This is a genomic window from Frigidibacter albus (assembly GCF_009908165.1).
Lineage (GTDB): Bacteria > Pseudomonadota > Alphaproteobacteria > Rhodobacterales > Rhodobacteraceae > Frigidibacter > Frigidibacter albus.
Window position 1 is genome coordinate 332,052 of record NZ_JAAAUC010000004.1, and the last position, 24,514, is coordinate 356,565.

Annotated in this window: 20 protein-coding genes; 5 read left to right on the forward strand and 15 right to left on the reverse strand. The window is 67.9% G+C overall.

The genetic code is table 11. The features are described 5' to 3' along the window. Positions 1 to 156 precede the first annotated feature (156 nt). Positions 157 to 924: a class I SAM-dependent methyltransferase gene (locus GVY41_RS08565; protein WP_161344963.1), complete on the reverse strand. Its 768-nt coding sequence runs from the start codon at positions 922 to 924 to the stop codon at positions 157 to 159. A gap of 63 nt (positions 925 to 987) precedes the next feature. Between GVY41_RS08565 and gloB the strand changes: the two genes are divergently transcribed. Together gloB and clpA are read left to right on the forward strand one after the other, a co-directional pair. Beyond that, entirely contained in the window at positions 988 to 1,752 is a 765-nt protein-coding gene (gloB, locus tag GVY41_RS08570; RefSeq protein WP_229725995.1) for a hydroxyacylglutathione hydrolase, read from the forward strand. A 213-nt stretch (positions 1,753 to 1,965) separates the two neighbouring features. Further along, positions 1,966 to 4,305, forward strand: a complete 2,340-nt coding sequence (gene clpA, locus GVY41_RS08575) for an ATP-dependent Clp protease ATP-binding subunit ClpA (protein WP_161344959.1) — start codon at positions 1,966 to 1,968, stop codon at positions 4,303 to 4,305. 155 nt (positions 4,306 to 4,460) lie between these two features. Here clpA and GVY41_RS08580 read toward each other — a convergent pair whose 3' ends face one another. From GVY41_RS08580 to GVY41_RS08595, 4 genes are all read right to left on the reverse strand, one after another. Next, positions 4,461 to 5,192: a hypothetical protein gene (locus tag GVY41_RS08580; protein ID WP_161344957.1), complete on the reverse strand. Its 732-nt coding sequence runs from the start codon at positions 5,190 to 5,192 to the stop codon at positions 4,461 to 4,463. A 209-nt stretch (positions 5,193 to 5,401) separates the two neighbouring features. After that, positions 5,402 to 7,009: a peptidoglycan -binding protein gene (locus GVY41_RS08585; RefSeq protein WP_161344955.1), complete on the reverse strand. Its 1,608-nt coding sequence runs from the start codon at positions 7,007 to 7,009 to the stop codon at positions 5,402 to 5,404. Position 7,010: 1 nt separating this feature from the next. After that, positions 7,011 to 8,246, reverse strand: coding sequence for a biopolymer transporter ExbB (locus GVY41_RS08590; RefSeq protein WP_373283282.1), 1,236 nt, complete (start codon positions 8,244 to 8,246; stop codon positions 7,011 to 7,013). 129 nt (positions 8,247 to 8,375) lie between these two features. Further along, positions 8,376 to 8,903 carry a gamma-glutamylcyclotransferase gene (locus tag GVY41_RS08595; protein ID WP_161344953.1) on the reverse strand — a complete coding sequence of 176 codons (528 nt, stop codon included), beginning with the start codon at positions 8,901 to 8,903 and terminating at the stop codon, positions 8,376 to 8,378. Between the two features lie 77 nt (positions 8,904 to 8,980). Here GVY41_RS08595 and GVY41_RS08600 point away from each other — a divergent pair, with 77 nt between their 5' ends. Next, a complete protein-coding gene (locus GVY41_RS08600; RefSeq protein ID WP_161344951.1) occupies positions 8,981 to 9,964 on the forward strand; it encodes a DUF2125 domain-containing protein in 984 nt (327 codons plus the stop codon). Here the strand turns inward: GVY41_RS08600 and GVY41_RS08605 are convergent. From GVY41_RS08605 to GVY41_RS08650, 10 genes are all read right to left on the reverse strand, one after another. Continuing rightward, the gene (locus GVY41_RS08605) at positions 9,961 to 10,917 is read right to left on the reverse strand and encodes an extensin-like domain-containing protein (protein ID WP_161344949.1); all 957 of its coding nucleotides are present in this window, start codon (positions 10,915 to 10,917) and stop codon (positions 9,961 to 9,963) included. The genes GVY41_RS08600 and GVY41_RS08605 overlap by 4 nt on opposite strands. After that, positions 10,914 to 11,828, reverse strand: coding sequence for a prephenate/arogenate dehydrogenase family protein (locus tag GVY41_RS08610; RefSeq protein ID WP_161344947.1), 915 nt, complete (start codon positions 11,826 to 11,828; stop codon positions 10,914 to 10,916). Before GVY41_RS08610 ends, GVY41_RS08605 begins: the two co-directional genes overlap by 4 nt. Further along, complete coding sequence (gene hisC / locus GVY41_RS08615) at positions 11,825 to 12,958, reverse strand: histidinol-phosphate transaminase (RefSeq protein ID WP_161344945.1); 1,134 nt, start codon at positions 12,956 to 12,958, stop codon at positions 11,825 to 11,827. Before hisC ends, GVY41_RS08610 begins: the two co-directional genes overlap by 4 nt. 168 nt (positions 12,959 to 13,126) lie before the next feature. Further along, positions 13,127 to 13,747 (reverse strand): 30S ribosomal protein S4, encoded by a 621-nt coding sequence (gene rpsD, locus GVY41_RS08620; RefSeq protein WP_161344943.1) that lies wholly within the window; start codon positions 13,745 to 13,747, stop codon positions 13,127 to 13,129. A gap of 423 nt (positions 13,748 to 14,170) precedes the next feature. Further along, positions 14,171 to 15,262 carry a Hint domain-containing protein gene (locus GVY41_RS08625; RefSeq protein WP_161344934.1) on the reverse strand — a complete coding sequence of 364 codons (1,092 nt, stop codon included), beginning with the start codon at positions 15,260 to 15,262 and terminating at the stop codon, positions 14,171 to 14,173. Positions 15,263 to 15,371: 109 nt separating this feature from the next. Then, positions 15,372 to 16,313 carry a lipid A-modifier LpxR family protein gene (locus tag GVY41_RS08630; protein ID WP_161344932.1) on the reverse strand — a complete coding sequence of 314 codons (942 nt, stop codon included), beginning with the start codon at positions 16,311 to 16,313 and terminating at the stop codon, positions 15,372 to 15,374. A gap of 182 nt (positions 16,314 to 16,495) precedes the next feature. After that, complete coding sequence (locus tag GVY41_RS08635; RefSeq protein ID WP_161344930.1) at positions 16,496 to 16,732, reverse strand: Lrp/AsnC family transcriptional regulator; 237 nt, start codon at positions 16,730 to 16,732, stop codon at positions 16,496 to 16,498. 270 nt (positions 16,733 to 17,002) lie between these two features. Then, entirely contained in the window at positions 17,003 to 18,532 is a 1,530-nt protein-coding gene (locus tag GVY41_RS08640; protein WP_161344928.1) for an ATP-dependent DNA helicase, read from the reverse strand. A gap of 451 nt (positions 18,533 to 18,983) precedes the next feature. Beyond that, entirely contained in the window at positions 18,984 to 20,276 is a 1,293-nt protein-coding gene (gene ccrA / locus GVY41_RS08645) for a crotonyl-CoA carboxylase/reductase (protein WP_161344926.1), read from the reverse strand. Between the two features lie 170 nt (positions 20,277 to 20,446). Then, a complete protein-coding gene (locus tag GVY41_RS08650; RefSeq protein WP_161344924.1) occupies positions 20,447 to 20,779 on the reverse strand; it encodes a hypothetical protein in 333 nt (110 codons plus the stop codon). A gap of 214 nt (positions 20,780 to 20,993) precedes the next feature. On the opposite strand from GVY41_RS08650, the gene GVY41_RS08655 reads away from it, so the two are divergent. Beyond that, a complete protein-coding gene (locus GVY41_RS08655; RefSeq protein WP_161344922.1) occupies positions 20,994 to 22,964 on the forward strand; it encodes a protein meaA in 1,971 nt (656 codons plus the stop codon). A gap of 205 nt (positions 22,965 to 23,169) precedes the next feature. Continuing rightward, a complete protein-coding gene (gene aroA, locus GVY41_RS08660; RefSeq protein WP_161344919.1) occupies positions 23,170 to 24,510 on the forward strand; it encodes a 3-phosphoshikimate 1-carboxyvinyltransferase in 1,341 nt (446 codons plus the stop codon). Positions 24,511 to 24,514 lie beyond the last annotated feature (4 nt).

The following is a 24,514-nucleotide window of genomic DNA, read 5'->3' on the forward strand; positions in this document are numbered from 1 at the left end:
AAAGGTGTAAAATAAAACGGGGGTGTTGTGCGCTAACACCCCGGCAGGGGTCGATATTCTTGCAGCGTCCGCCTGATGCGGCCCGCGCCGCACTGCGGCGATTCACCTCGCATGCGCAGCGCCGCAAAGGTCCGGCCGCGCGTCAGGCCCCCGGCCCTACGCGCTCGGCAAGGCGCCCGCGACCGTCCCCGGCACCGGCTGCGCGGCCCCCTCCAGCACCCGCAAGGGCCGCCGCACCGCCGCCGCCAGCCCCGGCCGCGTCGGCGCATAGACCTGCTTGGAGACCTCGATCATCAGCACCCCGCCGGCGAGGGCAGAGCTGATCCTGGTCCCCATCCGCTCCCACATCGGGGCCGACCGCAGCCAGAACCGCCGGCTGGTCGGCGGGATATAGAGCGCCGCCAGATGCCGCTCGGGCACGAACCCGGCCCGGCGCAGCTGCGCATCGAGCTGCCCCAGCGTATAGGGCCGTCCAAAGCCGAAGGGCGTCACGTCCCGCCGCGCCCAGAGCCCGGCCCGGTTCGGCACGATGAAGATCGCCCGCCCCCCCGGCCCCAGCACCCGCCGGCACTCCTCCAGCACCGCCGTCGGATGCTCGGATGTCTCCAGCCCGTGCATCAGCACCAGCTTGTCGACCATCCCCGTCTCCAGCGGCCATTGCACCTCTTCGCACAGCACCGACACATTGGCCAAACCCGCCGGCCAGGGCATTACCCCCTGCGGCGCCGGCATCAGCCCGATCACCCGCCGCGCGGTCGACAGGTAGGGGCGCAGCAGCGGCACCGCGAACCCGAAGCCCGCCACGGTCTGCCCCTGTGCCTCGGGCCAGAGCGCGACCATCTGGTCGCGGATCGCCTTCTGCGCCACCCGCCCCAGCTGCGTGCGGTAATAGAAATTGCGCAGGTCCAGAACATCAAGATGCATTGCGCCGGCCGGCTCCGTTGGGCAAAGTCGGCCCTCACCATACCCGGATCCCAGAGGAACGCCATGCTGCAGCTTGTCACCATCCCCTGCCTTTCCGACAATTACGCCTTCCTCGTCCACAACGCCGAGACGCGGGAAACCGCCTGCTTCGACGTGCCCGAAGCCGCGCCGATCCTTGCCGCGCTGGCGGATCACGGCTGGAGCCTGACCGACATCGTGCTGACCCATCACCACCCCGACCACATCCAGGGCGTGCCCGAGATGGTCGCCGCCACCGGCGCCCGCGTCACCGGCGCCGCCGCCGACGCGCACCGCCTTCCGCCGCTGGACAGGGCCGTGGCCCCGGGCGAGCAGTTCACCCTCTGCGGCACCCGCGCCGATGTGATCGACGTGTCCGGCCATACCGTCGGCCATGTCGCCTATCACCTGCCTGCCGCCGCGATGGTCTTCACCGGCGACAGCCTGATGGCGCTTGGCTGCGGGCGGCTGTTCGAGGGAACGGCGCCGATGATGTGGGCCAGCCTGTCGCGCCTCGCCGCGCTGCCGCCCGAAACCACCGTCTGCTCGGGCCATGAATACACCGCCGGCAACGCCCGCTTTGCCCGCACCATTGAACCCGGCAATCCCGCGCTTATATCCCGCATCGCAGCCATCGAGGCTGCACGGGCCGAGGGGCGGCCCACCGTGCCCTCGATGCTGGGCGAGGAACTTGAAACCAACCCCTTCTTGCGGGCGGGACATGCCGCGGTGAAATCCGCGCTTGGACTGGCCGGTGCAGAAGATGCCGCGGTTTTCGGCGCGATCCGCGCTGCCAAGGACCGCTTCTGACGCTTTTGTCGCCGGGTTGGCGATGCGGGCACGAACGGATCGTCGCAATCTGTTCACATTTTGCGTCTGTGCGAAGGCCACAGACCAAATCTTCGAAATAAGACTTGAAGCCCGGCGATTTCCACCGAACTTTAAGACCATGAGGCCACGGTCGGCAGGGACATGTCCCTCGGGGCTCCGCCCCCTTCCGACCCTGAGGAAAGGAGCACGCACGTGCCGTCGTTTTCGAACACACTCGAACAGGCCATCCATGCCGCCCTGGCGCTTGCCAATGCACGCCGGCACGAGCTTGCGACGCTTGAACATCTGCTCCTGTCGCTGATCGACGAACCCGACGCCGCCAAGGTGATGCGGGCCTGCAACGTCGATCTCGACGACCTTCGCCGCACGCTGGTGGAGTTCATCGACGATGACCTCTCCACCCTCGTCACCGATGTCGAGGGCTCCGAGGCAGTGCCGACCGCCGCCTTCCAGCGCGTGATCCAGCGCGCGGCGATCCACGTGCAATCCTCGGGCCGCACCGAAGTGACCGGCGCCAATGTGCTGGTGGCGATCTTTGCCGAACGCGAATCCAACGCCGCCTATTTCCTGCAAGAGCAGGACATGACGCGCTATGACGCGGTGAACTTCATCGCCCACGGCGTCGCGAAGAACCCATCCTTCGGCGAAAGCCGCCCGATCACCGGCGCGACCGAGGATGAGGCGGAAACCGGCAGCACCGGCAGCGCAGCCCCCTCGGGTGGCGGCGATGCCAAGGAATCCGCGCTGGCCAAATACTGCGTCGATCTCAACGCCAAATCCCGCAAGGGCGAGGTCGATCCGTTGATCGGCCGCGAGCAGGAGGTGGAACGCTGCATCCAGGTGCTGTGCCGCCGCCGCAAGAACAACCCGCTGCTGGTCGGCGATCCCGGCGTCGGCAAGACCGCCATCGCCGAGGGGCTCGCGCTGAAGATCACCCGCGGCCAGACCCCCGACATCCTGTCGGGCGCCACCATCTACTCGCTCGATATGGGCGCGCTGCTGGCCGGCACCCGCTATCGTGGCGATTTCGAGGAACGGCTGAAGGCGGTGGTGAAAGAGCTGGAGGATCACCCCGACGCGATCCTGTTCATCGACGAGATCCACACCGTGATCGGCGCCGGCGCCACCTCGGGCGGGGCGATGGATGCCTCCAACCTGCTGAAGCCCGCGCTGCAGGGCGGCAAGCTGCGCTGCATGGGCTCCACCACCTACAAGGAGTTCCGCCAGCACTTCGAAAAGGACCGCGCCCTCGCCCGCCGGTTCCAGAAGATCGACGTGAACGAGCCTTCGGTCGATGACACCGTCAAGATCCTGATGGGCCTCAAGCCCTATTTCGAGGAGCATCACGACATCCGCTACACCCATGACGCGATCAAGTCGGCGGTGGAACTGGCGGCGCGCTACATCCATGACCGCAAGCTGCCCGACAAGGCCATCGACGTGATCGACGAGGCGGGCGCGGCCCAGCATCTCTTGGCCGACAGCAAGCGCCGCAAGACCATCGGATCCAAGGAGATCGAGGCCGTCGTGGCCCGCATCGCCCGCATCCCGCCCAAGAACGTGTCGAAGGACGATGCCGAGGTGCTGCGCGATCTGGAAAAGACCCTGAAACGGGTGGTCTTCGGGCAGGACAAGGCGATAGAGGCGCTGGCCTCGGCGATCAAGCTGGCCCGCGCCGGCCTGCGCGAGCCCGAAAAGCCGATCGGCAACTACCTGTTTGCCGGCCCCACCGGCGTCGGCAAGACCGAGGTGGCCAAGCAACTGGCCGACAGCCTCGGGGTGGAACTGCTGCGCTTCGACATGTCGGAATACATGGAGAAACACGCGGTCAGCCGCCTGATCGGCGCGCCTCCCGGCTATGTCGGCTTCGACCAGGGCGGAATGCTGACCGACGGCATCGACCAGCATCCGCATTGCGTGCTGCTGCTGGACGAGATGGAAAAGGCGCATCCGGACGTCTACAACATCCTGCTGCAGGTGATGGACCACGGCAAGCTGACCGACCATAACGGCCGGACGGTGGATTTCCGCAACGTGATCCTGATCATGACCTCGAATGCCGGCGCGTCGGAAATGTCCAAATCCGCCATCGGCTTCGGGCGCGAGCGTCGCACCGGCGAGGATACCGCCGCCATCGAGCGCACCTTCACGCCCGAGTTCCGCAACCGTCTCGATGCGGTCATCAGCTTCGCCCCGCTGCCGCGCGAGGTGATCATGCAGGTGGTCGACAAGTTCGTGCTGCAGCTCGAGGCCCAGCTGATCGACCGGCATGTGCATATCGAACTGACCCCGGAAGCCGCCGCCTGGCTGGCCGAAAAGGGCTATGACGACAAGATGGGCGCCCGCCCCCTCGGCCGGGTGATCCAGGAGCACATCAAGAAACCGCTGGCGGAAGAGTTGCTGTTCGGCAAGCTGACCAAGGGCGGCGTGGTCCGCGTCGGTGTGCGCGATGGCGGCATCGTGCTCGACATCTCCGAGCCGGTGAAACCAAGGCTGACCGGGCAAAAGCCGCCGCTGCTGACGGCGGAGTAAGACAAGACGCAGACCCCCGCCAGTGGCGGGGGTTTTGCTTTAGGGCCCTCCGCTACGGGCCTTCAATTCCGGCTAACAGCATACCAGGGGTGGGACCGCTCGGCACTTCCGCGGCCCCTCGGCGGCCGCCCAAGGACAACCGCCTGGCGGAAGGGCTAATGCCTTGTGCCGCGCCCTTGCTCCGATGCATCCAAAGCCGCCAAACCCAGACCTGCAATGTCGGACGCGGATACGATTTGCTGACGCGCCCTGGGAGACCGCGGAACTTCATCAAATCGGCCCGAGAAGTTCTGCGCATCAAACGGCACATCCAACGCTTCAAGGATTTCACCAAGCAGTGTCGGTCGCGCGATGATATCCTCGAACCGCAGGATGCGGACATAGTCCGGATTTTCATCCGCCAGACCCTGCCAGACCCCATAATATGCCCGGAAGTCTGCGAGAAGCTCAGGGGCCGCCTGCATGGCTTCGGACTTGTCCGCAAACCACTGGCAACTCAGTCCCCAGTTCATGATCGACTTCAGCCACCCTGCTTCGTCCTTGCGGATCACGATATGCCGGCAACGGGCCGGATACCGCGCGAACGCCTCGATTTCCGTCAGCGACGAAGCGACAAGGTCATTTCCATACTCGTCCCTGATCTGATCGAGGATGGTGCTTTTGTCAGCCTGCCAGCGAAAGTGCTTGTGGCTCGGCTTGCTGCGGTCCGGATCGATCGAATTGATTACCGGGACCCGAAGGCTGCGCAAACACATGAGCAGGTAGTTCGATCCGCTGCGCTGAATACCGTGGTGAGCAACGACAGTTTGCCCCCGGGCGACAGCGCGTTTCGATTGAATGGCGTAGCCAAGGGCCTGAGCCCTGTCTTTAACTTTCGATAGGATCACGTTGACCTCTCGCGAGATGTGAAAAGAGATAACTCTCGGGGGGCACTGGGACTTGGCGCGCGAAACGTCGCAACACCATTGAATCTCATCTATAGGTTGAGCGCAGGGCGCTGTCGGGTCAACCCATTGACGGGTTGCCCATGCAGGATCAGCGTCATTCAGCCGTTTAGGGCGTTGCGCACGGCAGATTTTCGCGCAGGGTCACTGCGTTACCGCTCTGTCAGCTTCAGCTCGATCCGCCGGTTCGCCGCCCGGGCCTCGGGGCTATCCCCCTCCACCACAGGCCGCCACTCCCCGAACCCCGTGGCCGCCAGCCGCGAGGGCGGGAACCCCAGCCCGTCGATCATGTAGCGCACCACCGACAGCGAGCGCGCCTGGCTCAGCTCCCAGTTGTCGCCGAACTCACCCTGGCCCGACAGCGGCACATTGTCGGTGTGGCCATCCACCCGGATGATCCAGTCAAGCTCTGCCGGGATCTCCCCCGCCACCTCGTTCAGGATCGCCACCACCCCGGCGATCTGCGCCCGGCCCTCGACCGCCAGATCGGCAGACCCGGTGCGGAACAGCACCTCGGAGGAGAACACGAAGCGGTCGCCGACCACCCGCACCCCCTCGCGGCCCTCCAGCAGCTGCGACAGCCGCCCGAAGAATTCCGACCGGTAGCGCTCCAGATCCTGCGCCTGCGCCTCCAGCCGTTTGCGCTCCGCCTCCTCCAGCTCGGCGCGGCGGCGCTGTTCGGCGGCGACCTGCGCCAGCGCGGAGTTCAGCTGGCCGCCAAGCGTCTCGATCTGCACCGAGGCATCGCTGTCGCGCGCGGCCGAGGCATCGAGCAGGTCCTGCAGCGCCCCAAGCTGGCCGCGCATCGCCGCCAGCTGTTCGTTCAGCACCGCGATCTGCCGCTGGCCGTCGGCCGACACATCGCGCGCCTCGGCCAGTTCGGCCTGCGCCACAGCCAGCAGCGCCGCCTGCCGCTCCGCCTCGGTGGTCGTCTCCGCCACCTCGGCCAGCTGCAGGTCGAGGTCGCGCTTCGCCGCCTCGGCCGCGGCCAGCAGGGTCAGCGTGTCCTCGGCCCGTTGCCGCTGTTCCTCCAGCGCCAGCGTCATCGCCGTCAGTTCGGCATCGGCATTCTGCAGCCGCGCGCGCAGCGCCTCGGCGGCGGCGGCATCGGCGAGTTGCGCGGCCTCGGCCTCGGAAATCTGCACCTGCGCCGCCGAAGCCGCAGCCTCCGCCGTCGCGGTCCGGTTCCGCAGATCGGCAATCAGCGCCTCCAGCGCCTCGCGCCGGGCCGCGGCCAGCCGCGCCGCCTCGGCCTGTGCATCCGTCTCATCCCGCGCCGCGGCCAGCGCGAGGTTCAGCGCCTCCTGCTCGCTCAGCAATTCCGCCTGCGCCGCGTCCAGCTCGGCCACCTGCCCAAGCGCACGGTCCCGGTCGGCGATCAGCGCCGCCACCTGCGCCTCGAAGCTGGTGATACGGCTCTCGGCCGCGCCAAGCTCTGCGGTGCGGTCCTCGATCTGGCCCCGCAAGGACGCGATCAGCGTCTCCTGCGCCGCCGCCGCATCCCCCGCCGCCGCCAGCCCGGCCTGCAGCTGCGCCACCTGCGCCCGCTCCAGCCCCAGCGCATCGGCAAGGCCCGCGACCTGCGCCGCCAACTCGTCCAGTTCCGTGCTTTGGCTGCTGATCTGGTCGCGCAGCACCGATTGCACGACGGTAAAGATGGTCAGGATGAACATCAGCACCATCAGCAGCGTCGTCACCGCATCGACGAAACCGGGCCAGATATTCGACGGCCCCCGCCCGCTGCGCCGCGACAGCGCCATCTCAGCCCCTCCGCCCGGTCACATGGGCAGGATCGGCCAGCCCGCGCACCGCCCGGGTCAAAGCCGCCAGATCCCCGCGCAACTCGCCGATGGATTCCTGCCGCCCGGCGGCCACCTCTTCCAGCAGCCGCAGCATCTGCACGTCGATCGACCGCAGCCGCATCCGGCTTTCGGCATCGGCGCCCTGTCCGCCCGCCTCGGCCTGCGCCTCAAGCGCCGCGATCATCCGCTCCTGCCCGCCCGCAATCCGGTCCAGCAGCGCGGCGGTGCCGGCATTGGCCTCCATCTGCCGCGCCAGCCGCTCCACCGATCCGGCCAGCATCGCCAGCCGCTCATCCACGGCCGAGCGGCCCCCGTCGGCCTGCGCGACCAGCGTCTGCAGAACTTCCATCTGCTCGGCCATATGGTCCATCATCGCCGCCATCGCGGCCTGATCGGTGGCGCCCTCGCCATCCGGGCCGGCAAAGCTCAGCTTGGTGATCGAGGACAGCCACTCCTCCAGCTCGCGGTAGAACCGGTTCTGGCCGTGGCCCGCGAACAGCTCCAGAAGCCCGATCACCAGCGATCCCGCCAAGCCGAGCAGCGACGAGGAGAACGCCGTGCCCATGCCGCCAAGCTGCGATTCCAGCCCGCGCATCAGCTTGTCGAACACCGCAAGGCTGCTCTCGCCCTCCTGCGGGGCCAAGGATCGGATCGTCTCCACCACCGCCGGAACGGTGATCGCGAGGCCATAGAAGGTGCCCAGAAGGCCCAGGAAGATCAGCAGGTTGCCCAGATAGCGGGTGATATCCCGCGCTTCCTCGATCCGCGCCTCGACCGATTCCAGCATCGACCGCGCCGAGGAGTTGGAAATCTGCCCGCGTGCCCCGCGGGACCGCAGCAGCGCGGCCAGCGGCGCCAGCAGCCGCGGCGGCGCGGCGAAGTCATGCCCGGGATTGCCGGCGGCAAAGCCCTCGATCCAGCTGACCGATTGCGCCAGCACCACAACCTGCCAGAAACAGGCCAGGATCCCCAGCACGAACACCCCGATGATCAGCCCGTTCAGCCAGGGGTTCGAGGCGAAGATCGAGGCGATGGAGGTATAGGCCAGGAACGCCCCGGTACAGACCAGCCCGGTCACGATCAGCATCAGCACGGCCTGCCGCACCGGCTGCGAGAACGAGGGCTCGGGCTGTTTGAGGATCCGGTCCTTCAGGCCCCTGCCCTGCGGGGCCCGGTCGATATGGGGCTGCTGCATGAGGTCTCCCGCCAGTATACCTTGGCCCAGCTGTCCACCTTGGTCCGACAACTGTCTGCCTTGGCGCGACAATAGGGTTCGCCGCGGCCAGTGCCAACCGTTATCGGCAGTGCAGCATTCCCGCGGCGATCACCGTTGCGCAAGTGCCCGCACCCGCGCCGCCAGCCAGTCAAGGTCGGGATCCCCCAGCCCCAGCTGGTCCAGATGCGCGGCGGTATTCCACAGATAGTCGCGGTTCGGCCCGCGCCCGCCCTGCGCCTTTGCGATGATCTGCGCCTGCTCCTCCAGCGGCAGGCCGCCGCAATACTGGGCATGCGCGGGGTCGATCACATAGGCCAACGCCTCCACGGTCCGCCCGTCGGTCAGCGCCACCTCCAGCATCCGCTCCAGATAGGCCGAGCTTACCAGCTCGCGTTCCCGCAGCATTGCCAGCGTCCCGGCTTCGGAGCCCGGCTCCACCCGGAACGCGACCCCAAGGCAGGCCGCCCCCTCCGCCGCATCCAGCGCCAGCACCAGCCCCGGCGCCGCCTCGCTGCCGCGGTGATGGATCGACCGCATGCAGAAGCTGCGGTGCCACCCCTCCAGCCGCGCCGCCACCGCCTCGGCCACCGGAAATTCGGGCTGCCAGATCAACGAGCCGTAGCCGAATACCCACATGTGATGCCCTCCGCTCTGGCCCCTGCGCCCGCCCCCCTGTAAACACCAGCGCAACGGCACAGGAAAGGCCCCGGCTGATGCGCGCGCTTCTCTGGATCACCACGGCGGCGGCCGTGCTTTACGGCGGCTACTGGGTCGCCGGCTCCACCGCCATGCGGCGCGGGGCCGAGGCGGCGTTGGCCGATCTGCAAGCCCAGGGCATCGCCGGCCCGGCCGAGATCACGCTGCACGGCTTTCCCAGCCGCTTCGATCTGACGGTGGAACCCGTGGCCCTGCGCAGCGGCGCCGTCGAATGGTCCGCCCCCTTCGTGCAGCTGTTCATGCTCGCCTACCGCCCCACCCATCTGATCGCGGTCTGGCCGAACGAACAGACGTTGACGCTCAACGGCCTGCCGCTGACGATCACCAGCACCGACATGCGCGCCTCGGCCGTGGTCGGGGTCAGTGCCGACCTGCCGCTGGACCGCACCGTTCTCGTCGCCGAGGATCTCGCCATCAGCGCAGGCGCCGACCTTGGCGTCCGCCTGACCGAGGCACGGCTGGCCACCCGCGCAACAGATGCGGGCCGCCTTGTGCATGACCTTGGGGCCGAACTGCTGGGGCTGACCCTCTCCCCCGGCCTGCGCGCCGCGGCCGATCCCGAGGGCACGCTGCCCGAGGCGATGGACTGGCTGCGCCTCAACGCCGCCCTCACCCTCGACCGGCCGCTGGACCGTCACGCCGCCAGCGCCCCGCCGCGCCCGGTGGCGCTGGACCTGCGCGATCTGTCGCTGCGCTGGGGCGATCTGTCCCTGACCGCCAGTGGCCAGCTTACCCGCGGCGGCGATGGCCGTCTGCAGGGCCGGATCGAGATCGACGCGGATCACTGGCGCGAGATCCTGGCGCTGGCCGTCGCCACGGGGCTGGTCCGCGCGGAACTCGCACCGACCTACGCCGCCGCGCTGGAGCAATTGGCCGCGGTCTCGGGCACCGATCCGGACCGCCTGCAGGTGCCGCTGGTGCTGTCCGGCGGGTGGATCACGCTTGGCCCGCTGCCCATCGGCATCGCACCCCGGATTTAGCGGCAGTACGCGGTCCGGCGACCCGCTGCCGTATCCAGATGCAGGTGGTCGCGGTGATAGACATCCGCGTTCGGCCCCAGAACCGTGCCGAACGGCCCGCAGGCGGCCTTGTGCATCGCCTTCAGGATCTTGCCGTGCTCGCGCTCGTTCCAGCCCTTCAGCACGGTGATCGACACGCCATTGGCCAGCGTCACCGCCGAAATGTCGATGGCCTTGCCGCGCCCATGCTCGGAAATCTTGGCGCCGCGCTGGTTGTTGCGCGGACGGCAGGTGTAATGCCCCGCCACCTGCAACTGGGTGACGCCGCCCCCCAGCCGACCGACGGCGGGCTTCACCCCCCGCTCCACCCAGCGGTTCAGCGCCACCGCGGTGGCGCAGTCGATGGTCGCGGGCATCGACAGCTTCACGCCGGAAACCGACGTCACCATCACCCCGTCCTTCAGCCCGCAGCCCTGCACCTGCGCCTTGATCGGCGGAATGGTGGTGCCGCGAATGCCCGGATTGCCGCAGACCGATCCCTTGCGCCCCGTGGTCGCCTCGGGCACCGGCTGGGTGCGGAAGCCCGCCGCGGCGACGGCCGACCGGCGCTGCAGGTTCTCGGGCCGCGGTTCGGGCCGGGCACTCGTCGGCGCATAGGCGATGGTCGCGGACGAGACCTGCACCACCTCGGTGCGCAGCGCCGCCACCGGTCGCGGGCGTGGCCGCAGCCCCGGCAGAGCGGGGCCAGCCGGGGCCGCCACCGCGACAGCCGTCGTTCCCGGCCGCGGCTTGGGCCGTCGCACGGTCGCTTCGACAGCTTTCAAGACGGCCTCGGCGGCGACGGGCGCCGTCACAGGCGCGGCCACAGGCCGCGGCAGCGGGCGCGGCGCGGCAGCGGGCGCTTCGGCCCACGCGCCGCTCACCTGCCCCAGCATCAAAAGCGCGGCCAGCAGCGCCCGCGCCGCGAGCTTCATCTGCCGGCCTTGCTGCGGCCGAAATCCGGCGCAGCAGTATCCTGTCCCGCCTCGATGATGCCGCGGCGGATCGCGCGGGTGCGGGTGAAATAGTCGAACAGCATCTCGCCATCGCCGGTGCGGATCGCGCGTTGCAGCGCGAACAGCTCTTCGGTGAACCGGCCGAGAATCTCCAGCGTCGCGTCCTTGTTGGTCAGGAACACGTCGCGCCACATCGTCGGGTCGCTGGCGGCGATGCGGGTGAAGTCGCGGAAGCCCGCGGCAGAATACTGCACCACCTCGCTGTCGGTGACGCGGGCCAGATCGTCGGCCACCCCCACCATCGTATAGGCGATCAGGTGCGGAGTGTGGCTGGTGACGGCCAGCACCAGGTCGTGATGCTCCGCCTCCATCTCATCGACATTGGCGCCCATGCCCTCGCACAGTCCGCGCAGCTGCGCCGTGGCGGCAGGGTCGCCCCCCGGCAGCGGCGTCAGCAGCCACCAGCGGTTGCGGAAGAGGCCGGCGAAGCCCGAATAGGGCCCGGAATGCTCGGTCCCGGCAATCGGGTGACCCGGCACGAAATCCACGCCCTCGGGCAGATGCGGCGCCACAGCGGCGATCACCGCCTGCTTGACCGACCCCACATCCGTCACCGTCGCCCCCGGCTTCAGGTGCGGGCCGATCTCGGCCGCGACCGAGCCCATGGCCCCCACCGGCACGCACAGCACCACCAGATCCGCGCCCTGCACCGCCTCGGCGGCCGTGGCGAACACCTCGTCGCAAAACCCGATCGCCAGCGCCGCGGCCCGGCTTTCCGCGCTCGGCGCATGGCCCACGATCCGCCCCGCCAACCCATGCGCCCGCATCGCATGCGCCATCGACGAGGCGATCAGCCCCAGCCCGATCAGCGCCACCCGGTCATAGATCATGCAGCCCCGCCTTCCGCCGCCCCTGTCTCGGGGTCAGGGCGCGGCTTGGCCAGCGCCTTGAACTGGCCGATGGCATGGGCAATCCGCCGGCAGCTGGCTTCATCGCCTACGGTGATGCGCAGGCAATTCGGCAGCTTGTAGCCCGACACCCGACGCACGATCAGCCCCTGGCTTTGCAGCCAGGTGTCGCAGGCGGCGGCCTCGGCCTCATCGGCAAAGCGGGCAAGGATGAAGTTCGCTGTGGAAGTGTCTGACGGCACACCCTTTTCCGCCAGCGCCTCGGCCATCCAGGCCCGCAGCCGCGTATTGTCCGCCCGGCAGCGATCCACCCAGTCCTGATCGCGCACCGCAGCCTCGGCCGCCTCCAGCTGCGCGGTGGACAGGTTGAAGGGCCCGCGGATGCGGTTCAGCACGTCGATGATGGATTTGGGCCCATAGCCCCAGCCGATCCGCAGCCCGCCAAGCCCGTAGATCTTCGAGAAGGTCCGCGTCATCACCACATTGGGCCGCGTCGTCGCCAGCCAGGCACCGCCATCATAGCCCGCCACATATTCGGCATAGGCCCCGTCCAGCACCAGGATCGCCTGCGGCGGCAGCCCGTCGGCCAGCCGCTCGATCTCGGACAGGCCGATCATCGTGCCGGTAGGGTTGTTGGGGTTGGCGATGAACACCAGCTTTGTGGCCGGCCCGCAGGCGGCCAGGATCGCATCGACATCCGTCACCCGCTCGCGCTCACGCACCTCGACCGGCGTCGCGCCGGCGGCCATGGTCGAGATGCGGTACATCAGGAAGCCATGTTCGGTGAACACCACCTCATCCCCCGGCCCGGCATAGGCCTGGCACAGGAAGTGGATGATCTCGTCGCTGCCGACCCCGCAGATGATCCGCGCGGCATCGAGCCCGTGGACCTCGCCAATCGCGGCGCGCAGGCTGGCATGGTCGGTGTTGGGATAGCGGTGCAGCTTGTGGACCGACCGCAGGAACGCGTCCTTGGCCTTTTCCGAGGCACCGAACGGATTCTCGTTCGAGGACAGCTTGATCGCATCGGAGAGGCCTGCCACATGGCCAGCCCCGCCTGCATAAAGCGCGATATCAAGAATGCCGGGCTGCGGGCGGATCTGATCTGACATGGTGAACACTCCGAAACTTCCGGCTTTCTAGCCGCCCGGGGGGGCCAATGCCAGCAGCATGTTGCTGCACCCGCGACTCCGACCCCCGGCATGGCAAAAGGGCCGCCGGCTTGCGCCGCGGCCCTTTCGTGTGAGGCTGACGGGACGGCGCCGAAGCGCCTGCCCGCATCAGTTCTTGGCGTAGTATTCGACCACGAGGTTCGGTTCCATCACCACCGCATAGGGCACATCGGCCAGCGAGGGGGTACGGACGAAGGTGGCGGTCATCTTCGAGTGGTCGGCTTCCAGATAGTCCGGCACGTCGCGCTCGGTCAGGCTCACCGATTCCAGCACGATCGCCAGTTGGCGCGAGCGGTCACGGACGGCGATCACGTCGCCCTCTTTCACCCGGAACGACGCGATGTTGACGCGCTGGCCGTTCACGGTGACGTGGCCGTGGTTCACGAACTGACGGGCGGCAAAGATGGTCGGAACGAACTTGGCGCGGTAGATCACCGCATCCAGACGCCGCTCCAGCAGACCCACCAGGTTCTCGCCGGTGTCGCCCTTGACGCGCTCGGCCTCGCCAAAGATCTTGCGGAACTGCTTTTCGGTCAGGTCGCCGTAGTAGCCTTTCAGCTTCTGCTTGGCGCGCAGCTGGGTGCCGAAGTCCGACAGCTTGTTCTTGCGGCGCTGGCCATGCTGGCCCGGGCCGTATTCACGCTTGTTCACCGGGGATTTGGCACGGCCCCAGATGTTCTCGCCCATGCGGCGGTCGAGTTTGTACTTGGCAGAGGTGCGTTTGGTCACCGCTGATCTCCTTCGTTGTTGTTCTTGGTGCCCCCGGGCAGGCCGGCGGCGTTTTTTGGTTCGAAGGGCGTTGTCCTTTGCCTTGGGGGTTCCCCCTTGGCCGACAGGCATCCCCTTGCGAGGGCCACCAACACCAATGAAAAAGCCCCGGACAAACGGGTCCGGGACGGCGGGCTTATACAGGGGCGGGGCGGGGAGTCAACAGGGAGGGGCTGGGTTCCCAATACGGGGCTGCTTCCTCTTGCCCGGAATCAAGGCGCTTCAGCGCCGCCGGGCAGCGCCCGTCCGCCCCCTCGGGCGGGCGCTAGCCAACCGCCGTGCCTAGAACGCCGTTGGAAGTAGGCCGCACCATAAAGTGCCTAGAACGGGCGTTGCTCGCCCACCCGGCGGACAGGCACCGCCCTTTGACCGTACAAGTATCCCTCACGCCGCCTCATGCCGCAGGATCGCCGCCTCCGGCGCGCTCAGATTGCGGCGGGCGTAGTCGCCATAGCTGCGGGGGTCCGCCTCCACCTGCGGCAGCAGCGCGGCCAGCCCGCGGCGTTGCACCGGGTCCAGCATGTCCAGCGCGGCATTGGCGGGGTGGAAGCTCTCGGTCTCCAGCCCGTTGGCGCGGATGATCTGGTGGCGCTCCAGCAGCAGATGCACATAGGTCACCTCGCGCAGGCTGTGATCCACATGCACGCGGGCCCCGTCGATCATGTCGCCTGCCGCCACCAGCACCTCGGGCGTGTTGAACAGCGCCATCGCCGCCGGGCCGCGCAGCAGCATCCGGTGGCGGGGCGAGACGATCAGGTCGGCTTCCGGCCGGTCCTCGCCCATCGCGCCCCGGCGAATACGTATCGGCCGCAGCTCGGGCATCGCATAAAGCCGCGCGCCGGTCATCCGCCGGCTGCCGGTCCAGATCACCTGCTGCGCGCCATCATCGCGGGTCCAGAGCCGGTCGCCGGCGCGGATCCGCTCCACCGGGCGCGGGCCCTGCGGGGTATCGACCAGCGTGCCGGTGGTGAAGCAGATCACCCCCGCCTCGGACCGCGGCCCGCGGGTCATCGCCTCCGCCCCGTCCAGCGTGCGGTTCACCACCCACAGCTCGCGCCCCGGGGGCGGCATCTCTCCGGTGACCATCAGCAGCCGCGCCGCACTGCCCTCCACCGCGATCACCGTCACCTGCCAGGCGGTGAGGCCATCGGTGACGACAAAGCCCTGCTCGGGCACGCCGGCATCGCCATAGGGATTGATTTCGACTTGCGTATCAGGGTCGCTCTCGGGGGCGGCGCCAAAGCCCGCCGCGCCGATCAGCCGACGCACCGCGCGCGCGGCCCGTCTGCGTAGGTCTGCCTCCCCCTCGGCACTGTGCAGGACCAAAAGCCCGGCCGGCCCGTCCACCCGCACTGCCTCGCCCCACCAGCGCCATTGCGCGCCAACGATCAGCGAGGGAAGCGGCGCGGCGCGAATGCCGTCCAGTTCCGTCTGCGACCAAGAGATGACAAACGTGCCGGAAGAGCCCGTTCTCATTGCCTGAAATACCTGCCGTCGTCGTTTCTTGTTTTCGGCCTTAGGGCCGTTATATCAGAATGTTAGCACGCGTTCCTCATGTTGGGAAGCGCGCGCGCCTGCCGCAGCGTCAAAAGTTCATCCGAAACCGCATCGACCCCAGCACCTGCCCTTCAGGCTGGCCCTCGAACTCTTCCGACAGCCAGGTCGCGCCATAGAACAGCCCCATCCGCTCGCCCCGCACCTGCATCCCGGCGCGCACGCGGAAGCGGTTCTCCTCGGGATCGGGATCATTGCCGCCGCCGTTCAGATAGACGCTGTCCGCGACATAGGCCGCGTCGCCCCCCAGCACGAAACTGGCCCCCGGCTCGGAATTGCCCGAGATCGAGACATAGCGGTGCCCGGTCACGGTATCGCGCGACCACAACGCCCCGCGCTCGATCTGGCCGAAGTTGAGGTCGGCCCCGACGCGCACCAGCGTCTCATCCCCCAGCCGCGCCTCGGCAAAGGGGCGCAACTCGGCATGGCTGCCAAGGGCAAAGGTCCGGCCAAGCTCGCCCGACAGCGTCGGCACGATGCGGTTGCCGATCTGGTCATCGACCACGCTGACCGCCGGCGCCGAGACCTGCTCGTGCAGCCAGTCATGCACGCTGCCGACGCCGGTCTTCGGCCCCATCGCCACCAGGTCGAGCCCGGCGGTTGCCTCGGCCGTGCCAAGCGCGAAATGGCTGTGCAGGCCGAAGGACAGCACCCCGGCATAGCGCCGGTCCCAGGCCGGCGGGGTGGAGAGTTCCGAAGGCGCGATGATTTCCGACCGCAGGCGGAATTCCAGCAGGCTGCCCGGCTGGGCCGGCAGCATGCCATCCCACATCGGGCCGCGCAGGATGCTCATCTGATAGCCACCCGTGCGCCAGCGATCCTCGCCATCGCCCAGATAGTCGTTGCTGAACATCCGGCCGATGCCGAGCGTCATCCGCTCTTGCGCTGCCAGTGGCGCACCCGCCACCAGAAGCGCGCCGACCAGCGCCGCGCGCGTAAATGCGCCGCAAAGCGCCTTTGGGGACCTGCCCATCCCGACCTCATATGTTCACTGCCTGTTGACGGTTTTCCGTCATTACAACTTTTGTAGCGGCAAAGTCACAATCGCGCTAGTGCAACTCGGCCACAGGGGCGCCAGAAGCGCTGAACGGGGCAGCGGTGCCCCGAAAATGCCTTATGTTCTGGACGCCTGCCCGCTCAGAACGCCTTGCCCACTCAAAACGCCTTGAACGTCATCGTGGTCAGCGTCCTGCTGATCCCCGGAATATCGAACAGCGCCTCGGTCAGCCAATGGCCCACATCCGCCTCCTCCGGGATGTAGACCTTGGCGATCAGGTCATATTCGCCCGAGGTGGAGTAAAGCTCGCTCACCACCTCGCGGGCATAGATCGCGTCAGCCACCTCATAGGTCTTGCCGGGCTGGCAGCGGAACTGGACGAAAACACAGCGCATGGGGGGCCTCCTTTGATGGGGGCAGGATAGCCGCGCGGGCGGAGGAGAGGAAAGCCCCAACCACTCCCCTTCCTTGCCCGGAATCAAGGCGCTTCAGCGCCGCCGGGCAGCGCCCGTCCGCCCCCTCGGGCGGGCGCTATTCCACGGTTCCGCCTAGAAGTTCTGTGGAGGTAGGCCGCACCATAAAGTGCCTAGAACGAGCGTAGCTCGCCCACCCGGCGGCCGGGCGCCGCCCTCGGTTCGGGCCAGCCGCAGAGCGCGCTGAGCCCCTCACTCCTCTTCCCGCAGCAACGCGAGCGGCGCGGCATTCTGCGGCAGGTCCTCCACCGTCAGCCCCGCCACCGGGCGCGACAGCCGGTTGCGCACCACCCACAGCAGCCGCTTCTCGGCCCGGGTGATCGCCACATAGGCCAGCCGCTTCCACAGCGGGATGCCCGCCTCGGACCGCCCGGCGCGCGAGGCGGCGTAGAGGTCCGGCGCGAAGACCTGCACGTTCTCCCATTGCGAGCCCTGCGCCTTGTGGATCGTCACCGCCGCCCCGTGCAGGAAGGCCGCCCCCATCCGCGCGGCATAGGGGATGAACGGCTCCTCCTCGCCCGGCAGTTCGATCTTGATGATCGACGCGGCCGAGACCTGCGGCTCCTCCGCCCCGATCACGTGGATACGGCTGAAGCCCGGTTTCTTGCCCGGCCCCAGATAGATCACCTGAGCGCCCTTGATCAGCCCCCGCGCCTCAAGGTCAATCCGCTTCTTGCGGTGCTTCAGCGGCAGCTCGATCCCGTCGCAGATCAACGGCTCGCCCGGCAGCAGCGCATCCAGCGGCGCCCCGAACGCGCCGCGAAACGCCTGGATCAGCCGGATCCGCGTCTGGTTGCGCCAGACCAACACCGGCGAGCGCGCCATCAGGTCGCTCTCCACCCGCTCGGCCCAGACCACGCGCGGGTCGCGCTTCGCGGCCTCCTCCACCATCCGCTCGAACCGCTCGAAGGTCAGGTCCTCATCGGCCAGCGCATGGGCCAGGTCGAGGATCGGGTTGTCGCCCTCCTGCCGGTGGATGCGGTGCAGCTCCAGCCGCTGCCCCTCGGGCAGACGGTCAAAGGCCATCGCGCCCGACTGGTTCACGGGGGCCAGCTGCGCCGGATCGCCGAACATCACCAGCGTCGGGAAAATCTCCTTCAGGTCCTCGAACTGCCGGTCATCGAGCATCGAGCATTCGTCGATCAGCCCGATATCCAGCGGGTCCTCGCGCCGCTTCCAGCCAAGGATGAAATCAGACCCGCGCAGGCCCGCCGCGGCCAGCGCCCCCGGCACCGATTTCACCTGCTCATAGAAGGCCTTGGCCCGGTCGAGCGCCGTCTCGCTCAGCCCCTCGACCACCGGGCGCTCGCCGCCATTCGCCAGCCATTCGGCGATGCGCTCATATTCCGGGTCATAGACCGGGCTATAAAGGATGCGGTGGATCGTCGTCGCCGGCACGCCGCGATTGCGCAAGACGCTCGCCGCCTTGTTGGTCGGCGCCAGAATCGCCAGCGTGCGCCGGTCCTTGCGGCGCTTGCCCTCGTAATCGCCCGAGATGATGTCGACGCCCGCCTCGTCCAGCGCCTTGGTCAGCGCGGCCAGCAGCATGGTCTTGCCCGACCCGGCCTTGCCCACCACCGCCATGATGGTGCGCGGCGCGCCCTCCTCCACCCGGTCGGTGGAGCTGCCGACGATATCGACCCCCGCCCCCTCCAGCGCTTCGGCCAGACGGTCCCAGGCTTCGGCCTGATCAGGAGAGAAGGTGAGCGCGGTGCCGGTCATCGGCGGCGACCCTAGCGAAGGGCGCGGGCGCGCACCAGACCCGGCGCGCCCTCAGCCAGCCCCGCGCCCTGGCCCTTTGCCTTTTCCAAATATCCCGGGGGGAGCGGCCAACGGCCGCCGGGGGGCAGCGCCCCCTCTTGCCCGGCAACGCGCGCAGCGTCGGGAGGCAGAGCCCCCTCTTGCCCGGAACAAGGCGCTTCAGCGCCGCCGGGCAGCGCCCGTCCGCCCCCTCGGGCGGGCGCTCCGCAACGCCAGTGCCTAGAACGACGGTAGGGAGGTGCCGCACCATAAAGTGCCTAGAACTGCCGTTGCTCGCCCACCCGGCGGACGGGCACCGCCCTCTGACTGTGGTGTTTGACTGGCGTTTCTATCTCGCCTCGCAAGCCTCCACCCCAACGAAAACGCCCGCCCCTCCCCGGGACGGGCGCTCTTCTCTCTCCCTACCGCCAGCTCACGCCGGCCGCCCCGCCTCCAGCGCGTCCTCGAAGGTCCGCAGGCCAGCACGCGGGCTCTGCACCAGCACCGCCATGTTGCCCGGCTTGTGCTCATTGCGCAGCATCTTCATATGCGCGCCCGGGATCTCGTCCCACGGGAACACTTCCGACATGCACGGATCCAGCCGCCGCTCCAGCATCAGCTTGTTCGCCGCTGCCGCCTGCTTGAGGTTGGCGAAGTGCGAGCCCTGCACCCGCTTCTGGTGCATCCACAGGTAGCGCACGTCGAAGGTCAGGTTGAACCCGGTGGTGCCGGCGCAGATCACCACCATGCCGCCGCGCTTGACCACGAAGACTGACACCGGGAAGGTCGCCTCGCCCGGATGCTCGAACACCATGTCGACATTGTTGCCCTTGCCGGTGATCTCCCAGATCGCCGCCCCGAACTTGCGCGCCTCCTTGAACCAGGCGGCATATTCCGGCGTGCCGACCTTCGGCATCTGGCCCCAGCAGCTGAAGTCCTTGCGGTTGATCACGCCCTTGGCGCCAAGGCCCATGACGAACTCGCGCTTGTCTTCTTCCGAGATCACCCCGATCGCATTCGCCCCCGCCGCATTGATCAGCTGGATCGCATAGGAGCCAAGCCCCCCCGACGCGCCCCAGACCAGCACATTGTCGCCGGGCTTGAGGATATGCGGGCGGTGCCCGAACAGCATCCGGTAGGCGGTGGCCAGGGTCAGCGTGTAGCAGGCGCTCTCCTCCCAGGTCAGGTGCCGCGGGCGGTGCATCAGTTGCTGCGCCTGCACACGGGTGAACTGCGCGAAGCTGCCATCGGGCGTCTCGTAGCCCCAGATCCGCTGGCTGGGCGAGAACATCGGATCGCCGCCGTTGCACTCCTCGTCGTCGCCATCATCCTGGTTGCAATGGATGACGACCTCGTCGCCCACCTTCCAGCGCTTGACCTTGTCGCCGACCTTCCACACGATGCCCGAGGCATCGGACCCGGCAATGTGATAGGGTGCCTTGTGGCCGTCGAACGGGCTGATCGGCACGCCAAGGCCGGCCCAGATCCCGTTGTAATTGACGCCCGCGGCCATCACCAGCACCAGAACCTCGTGGCTGTCGATCTCGGGCGTGTCCACCACCTCGACCAGCATCGAGGTATCGGGCTCGCCATGCCGCTCGCGCCGGATCGCCCAGGCATACATCTGTGCCGGCACATGGCCGAGGGGCGGCATCTCGCCGATCTCGTAAAGGTCCTTCTCGGGCGCGTCATAGGGCGCAATCTCGGTCTGGGTATCAAGAGCCATGACAGTACTCCTTGGCCGAAACGGGGTGTGCCGCAGCGCAGAATCGCGCGGCCTCATGCAGCAGGAAATACGTTTGGCCGCGCAACAATGCAATATGGAACGTTACGTTTTTGTAATTTTATGACCAGCAGGCCGGGCGCGCCACCCGGCCTGCGGCCTCGGGTCCACCCCTAGTTGTAGGTGAAGGTGCCCACCTCGCAGACGTTCAGATCGCTCCGCACCACCTCGTCGCCATCCTCGAACACCGCCAGCAGGTCGTATTTGCAATAGCCGGTGCCATCGTCGATGTTGACCATCACCGAGGAGCCAGAGGGCAGCACGTCGGGCCCGAGGATATCCTCCTGCCAGTCGCTGGTGCCGGTGTTGGAGGCATAGAATTCCACGATCGTGTAGCCGGTCTGGTTGACGATCTTGACGCGGCGATCAAGCGCGGCGGCGGGCAAAGCCATGGCCGCGCAAAGCGCGCCGGCAACCCCGAGGGACAGCAGGGAACGAGTCAGCATGAAAGAACCTGTTGGTTACGCACCGGCGCCAAAATCCGTCGGCATCACCAGTCTGTGATCGGCGCCCCGGCGCATTGCAACAAAAATCCCCAGCCGCAGCGCGGCACATCCCCGCCGCAGCGCGGCGAATTGACAGCGACACATTCTTTCGCCTATCACCATTTTCAGCGCAACTATCTTGCCGGGCCGCCCGCCCCCGGATTCGGAGCACCGCATGACCGACACCGCCCCCGCCCGCGACAAGCCCTGGCTGTTCCGCACCTATGCCGGCCATTCCACCGCGACCAAATCGAACGCGCTCTACCGCGCCAACCTTGCGAAGGGGCAGACCGGCCTCTCGGTCGCCTTCGACCTGCCCACCCAGACCGGCTATGACAGCGATCACGAACTGGCGCGGGGCGAGGTCGGCAAGGTCGGGGTGCCGGTGACGCATCTGGGCGACATGCGGGCGCTGTTCGACGGCATCCCGCTGGACAAGATGAACACCTCGATGACGATCAACGCCACCGCGCCCTGGCTGCTGTCGCTCTATATCGCCGTGGCCGAGGAGCAAGGCGCCGACGTTTCTGCCCTGCAGGGCACCGTGCAAAACGATCTGGTCAAGGAATACCTCAGCCGCGGCACCTATATCTGCCCGCCGAAGCCCAGCCTGGCGATGATCACCGATGTCGCCGCCTATACCGCCGTGCATCTGCCCAAATGGAACCCGATGAACGTGTGTTCCTACCATCTGCAAGAGGCAGGGGCGACGCCCGAGCAGGAGCTGGCCTTCGCGCTGGCGACCGCTGTGGCGGTGCTGGACGACCTGAAGGGCAAGGTGCCCGAGGCGGAGTTTCCGGCGATGGTCGGCCGCATCAGCTTCTTCGTCAACGCCGGCATCCGCTTCGTCACCGAACTGTGCAAGATGCGCGCGTTTACAGAGCTGTGGGACGAGATCTGCCAGACCCGCTATGGCATCGAGGATGAGAAATTCCGCCGCTTCCGCTATGGCGTGCAGGTCAACAGCCTCGGCCTGACCGAGCAGCAGCCCGAAAACAACGTCTACCGCATCCTGATCGAGATGCTGGCGGTGACGCTGTCCAAGAACGCCCGCGCCCGCGCCGTGCAGCTGCCCGCCTGGAACGAGGCGCTTGGCCTGCCCCGCCCCTGGGACCAGCAATGGTCACTGCGCATGCAGCAGATCCTGGCCTATGAAACCGACCTTCTGGAATATGGCGACCTCTTCGACGGCAACCCGGTGATCGCGGCACGGGTGGAGGCGCTGAAGGACGGCGCCCGCGCCGAGCTGGCGACGCTCGACGCGATGGGCGGCGCGATTGCCGCCATCGACTACATGAAGGCGCGGCTGGTCGAATCCAACGCCACCCGCCTCGGCCGGGTGGAGACGGGCGAGACCATCGTGGTCGGCGTCAACCGCTGGCAGCAGGCCGAACCCTCGCCGCTGCTGGGAACCGATGGCGGGATCATGACGGTCGATCCGGCGGTGGAGCAGGACCAGATCGCCCGGCTGGACGCCTGGCGCCGCGCCCGTGACGGCGCGGCGGTGGCGGCGGCGCTCGCCGACCTGCGCGCGGCGGCCAGTGCCGGGCGCAACATCATGCCGGCCTCGGTCGCGGCCGCCAAGGCCGGGGCCACCACCGGCGAATGGGCCGGGGTGATGCGGCAGGTGCATGGCGAATACCGCGGCCCGACCGGCGTGTCGCGCAGCCCCTCGAACCGCACCGAAGGGCTGGAGCCGATCCGCGAGGCCGTCGATGCGGTGTCGTCGAAACTCGGCCGCCGCCTGACCTTCCTCGTCGGCAAGCCCGGCCTCGACGGCCATTCCAACGGCGCCGAGCAGATCGCCTTCCGCGCCCGCGATTGCGGGATGGAGATCAGCTATGACGGCATCCGCCTGACGCCGGCGCAGATCGTCGAGGCGGCGGTGGAGCGGCAGGCGCATGTGGTGGGCCTGTCGATCCTGTCGGGCAGCCACCTGCCGCTGATCGCCGAGGTGCTGGAGCGGATGGCGGCGGCGGGCCTTGGCCATGTGCCGCTGGTGGTGGGCGGGATCATCCCGGAGGAGGACGCGGCGGCCCTGCTCGCGCAGGGGGTGGCCCGGGTCTACACGCCGAAGGATTTCGAGCTGAACCGGATCATGATGGATATCGTGGCGCTGGCGGAGCCGTCTGCCGCGGCGGCTTAGGTTGCGCCCCTGGCCGGCCGCCGGGGGCTGTCTGCCCCCGGACCCCCGAGGATATTTGGAAAAGGCAAAGCGGGGCCGAGTTCCTGAGAGTTTCGCTATGCATATGACATATGTATGGGTTCTGTATGGCTTCCACATGCCGTGATGGACGGGGGGGGCGGCATGCGGTATCACCCCGGGCGCAGACCTGCCAAGGAGCAAGCCCATGTCCGGCCACGCCGCCCCGATCCCGATGACCGCCCGCAGATCCGGCCCGCTGACCGGCAGTGCCGAAGTGCCCGGCGACAAGTCGATCAGCCACAGGGCCTTGATTCTGGGCGCTTTGTCGGTGGGGCAGACGGTGGTGACCGGCCTTCTGGAAGGTCAGGACGTGCTCGACACCGCCAGCGCCATGCGCGCCTTCGGCGCCGAGGTTGTGCGGCATGGCGCAGGGCACTGGACGGTTCAGGGCGTCGGCGTCGGTGGCTTCGCGGAACCCCTTGATATCATTGACTGCGGCAACTCAGGAACCGGGGTTCGGCTGATCATGGGCTGCATGGCGACCTCGCCGATCACCGCCACATTCACTGGCGACGCCTCCTTGCGCAAACGGCCGATGGCGCGGGTGACGGACCCGCTTTCTCTCTTTGGCACAAGGGCTTACGCGCGCTCTGGCGGGCGGCTGCCGATGACGGTGGTGGGCGCCGCCGATCCGGTGCCGGTGCGCTACCGCACGCCGGTGCCCTCGGCGCAGGTGAAATCGGCGGTGCTGCTGGCGGGGCTGAATGCGCCGGGCGAGACGGTGGTGATCGAGGCGGAGCCCACCCGCGACCATTCTGAAAGGATGCTCAAGGGCTTCGGGGCCGATCTTCATGTAGAGGACACGGCCGAGGGCCGGGTCATCACCCTTGTCGGCCAGCCGGAACTGCGCGCGCAAACCGTGGCGGTTCCGCGCGATCCCTCGTCCGCGGCCTTCCCGGTCTGCGCGGCGCTGATCGTGGAGAATTCCGACATATCGGTGCCTGGTGTCAGCCAGAACCTGACCCGGAATGGTCTTTATACAACATTGGTCGAGATGGGCGCGGATATCGAATTCGGAAACCCCCGCGAAGAGGGCGGCGAGCCGGTGGCGGACCTGCGGGTGCGCTTCTCGGCGCTGCAGGGCATCGAGGTTCCGGCCCATCGCGCCGCCAGCATGATCGACGAATTTCCGGTGCTGTCCGTGGTTGCCGCCTTTGCGGAAGGCACCACAATCATGCGCGGTGTCAAGGAGTTGCGGGTCAAGGAGAGCGACCGCATCGACGCGATGGCGCGGGGGCTGGAGGCCTGCGGCGTGCGCATCGAGGAGGATGAGGACACGTTGATCGTGCATGGCATGGGCCCCGGCGGCGTGCCCGGCGGCGCGACCTGTGCGACCCATATCGACCACCGCATCGCGATGAGTTTCCTGGTGCTCGGGCTGGCCAGCCAGAGGCCGGTGACGGTGGATGACGGCTCGCCCATCGCCACTTCGTTCCCGGCGTTCGAGGGGCTGATGGCCGCACTTGGCGCCGACATCTCGCGCTGAAGGG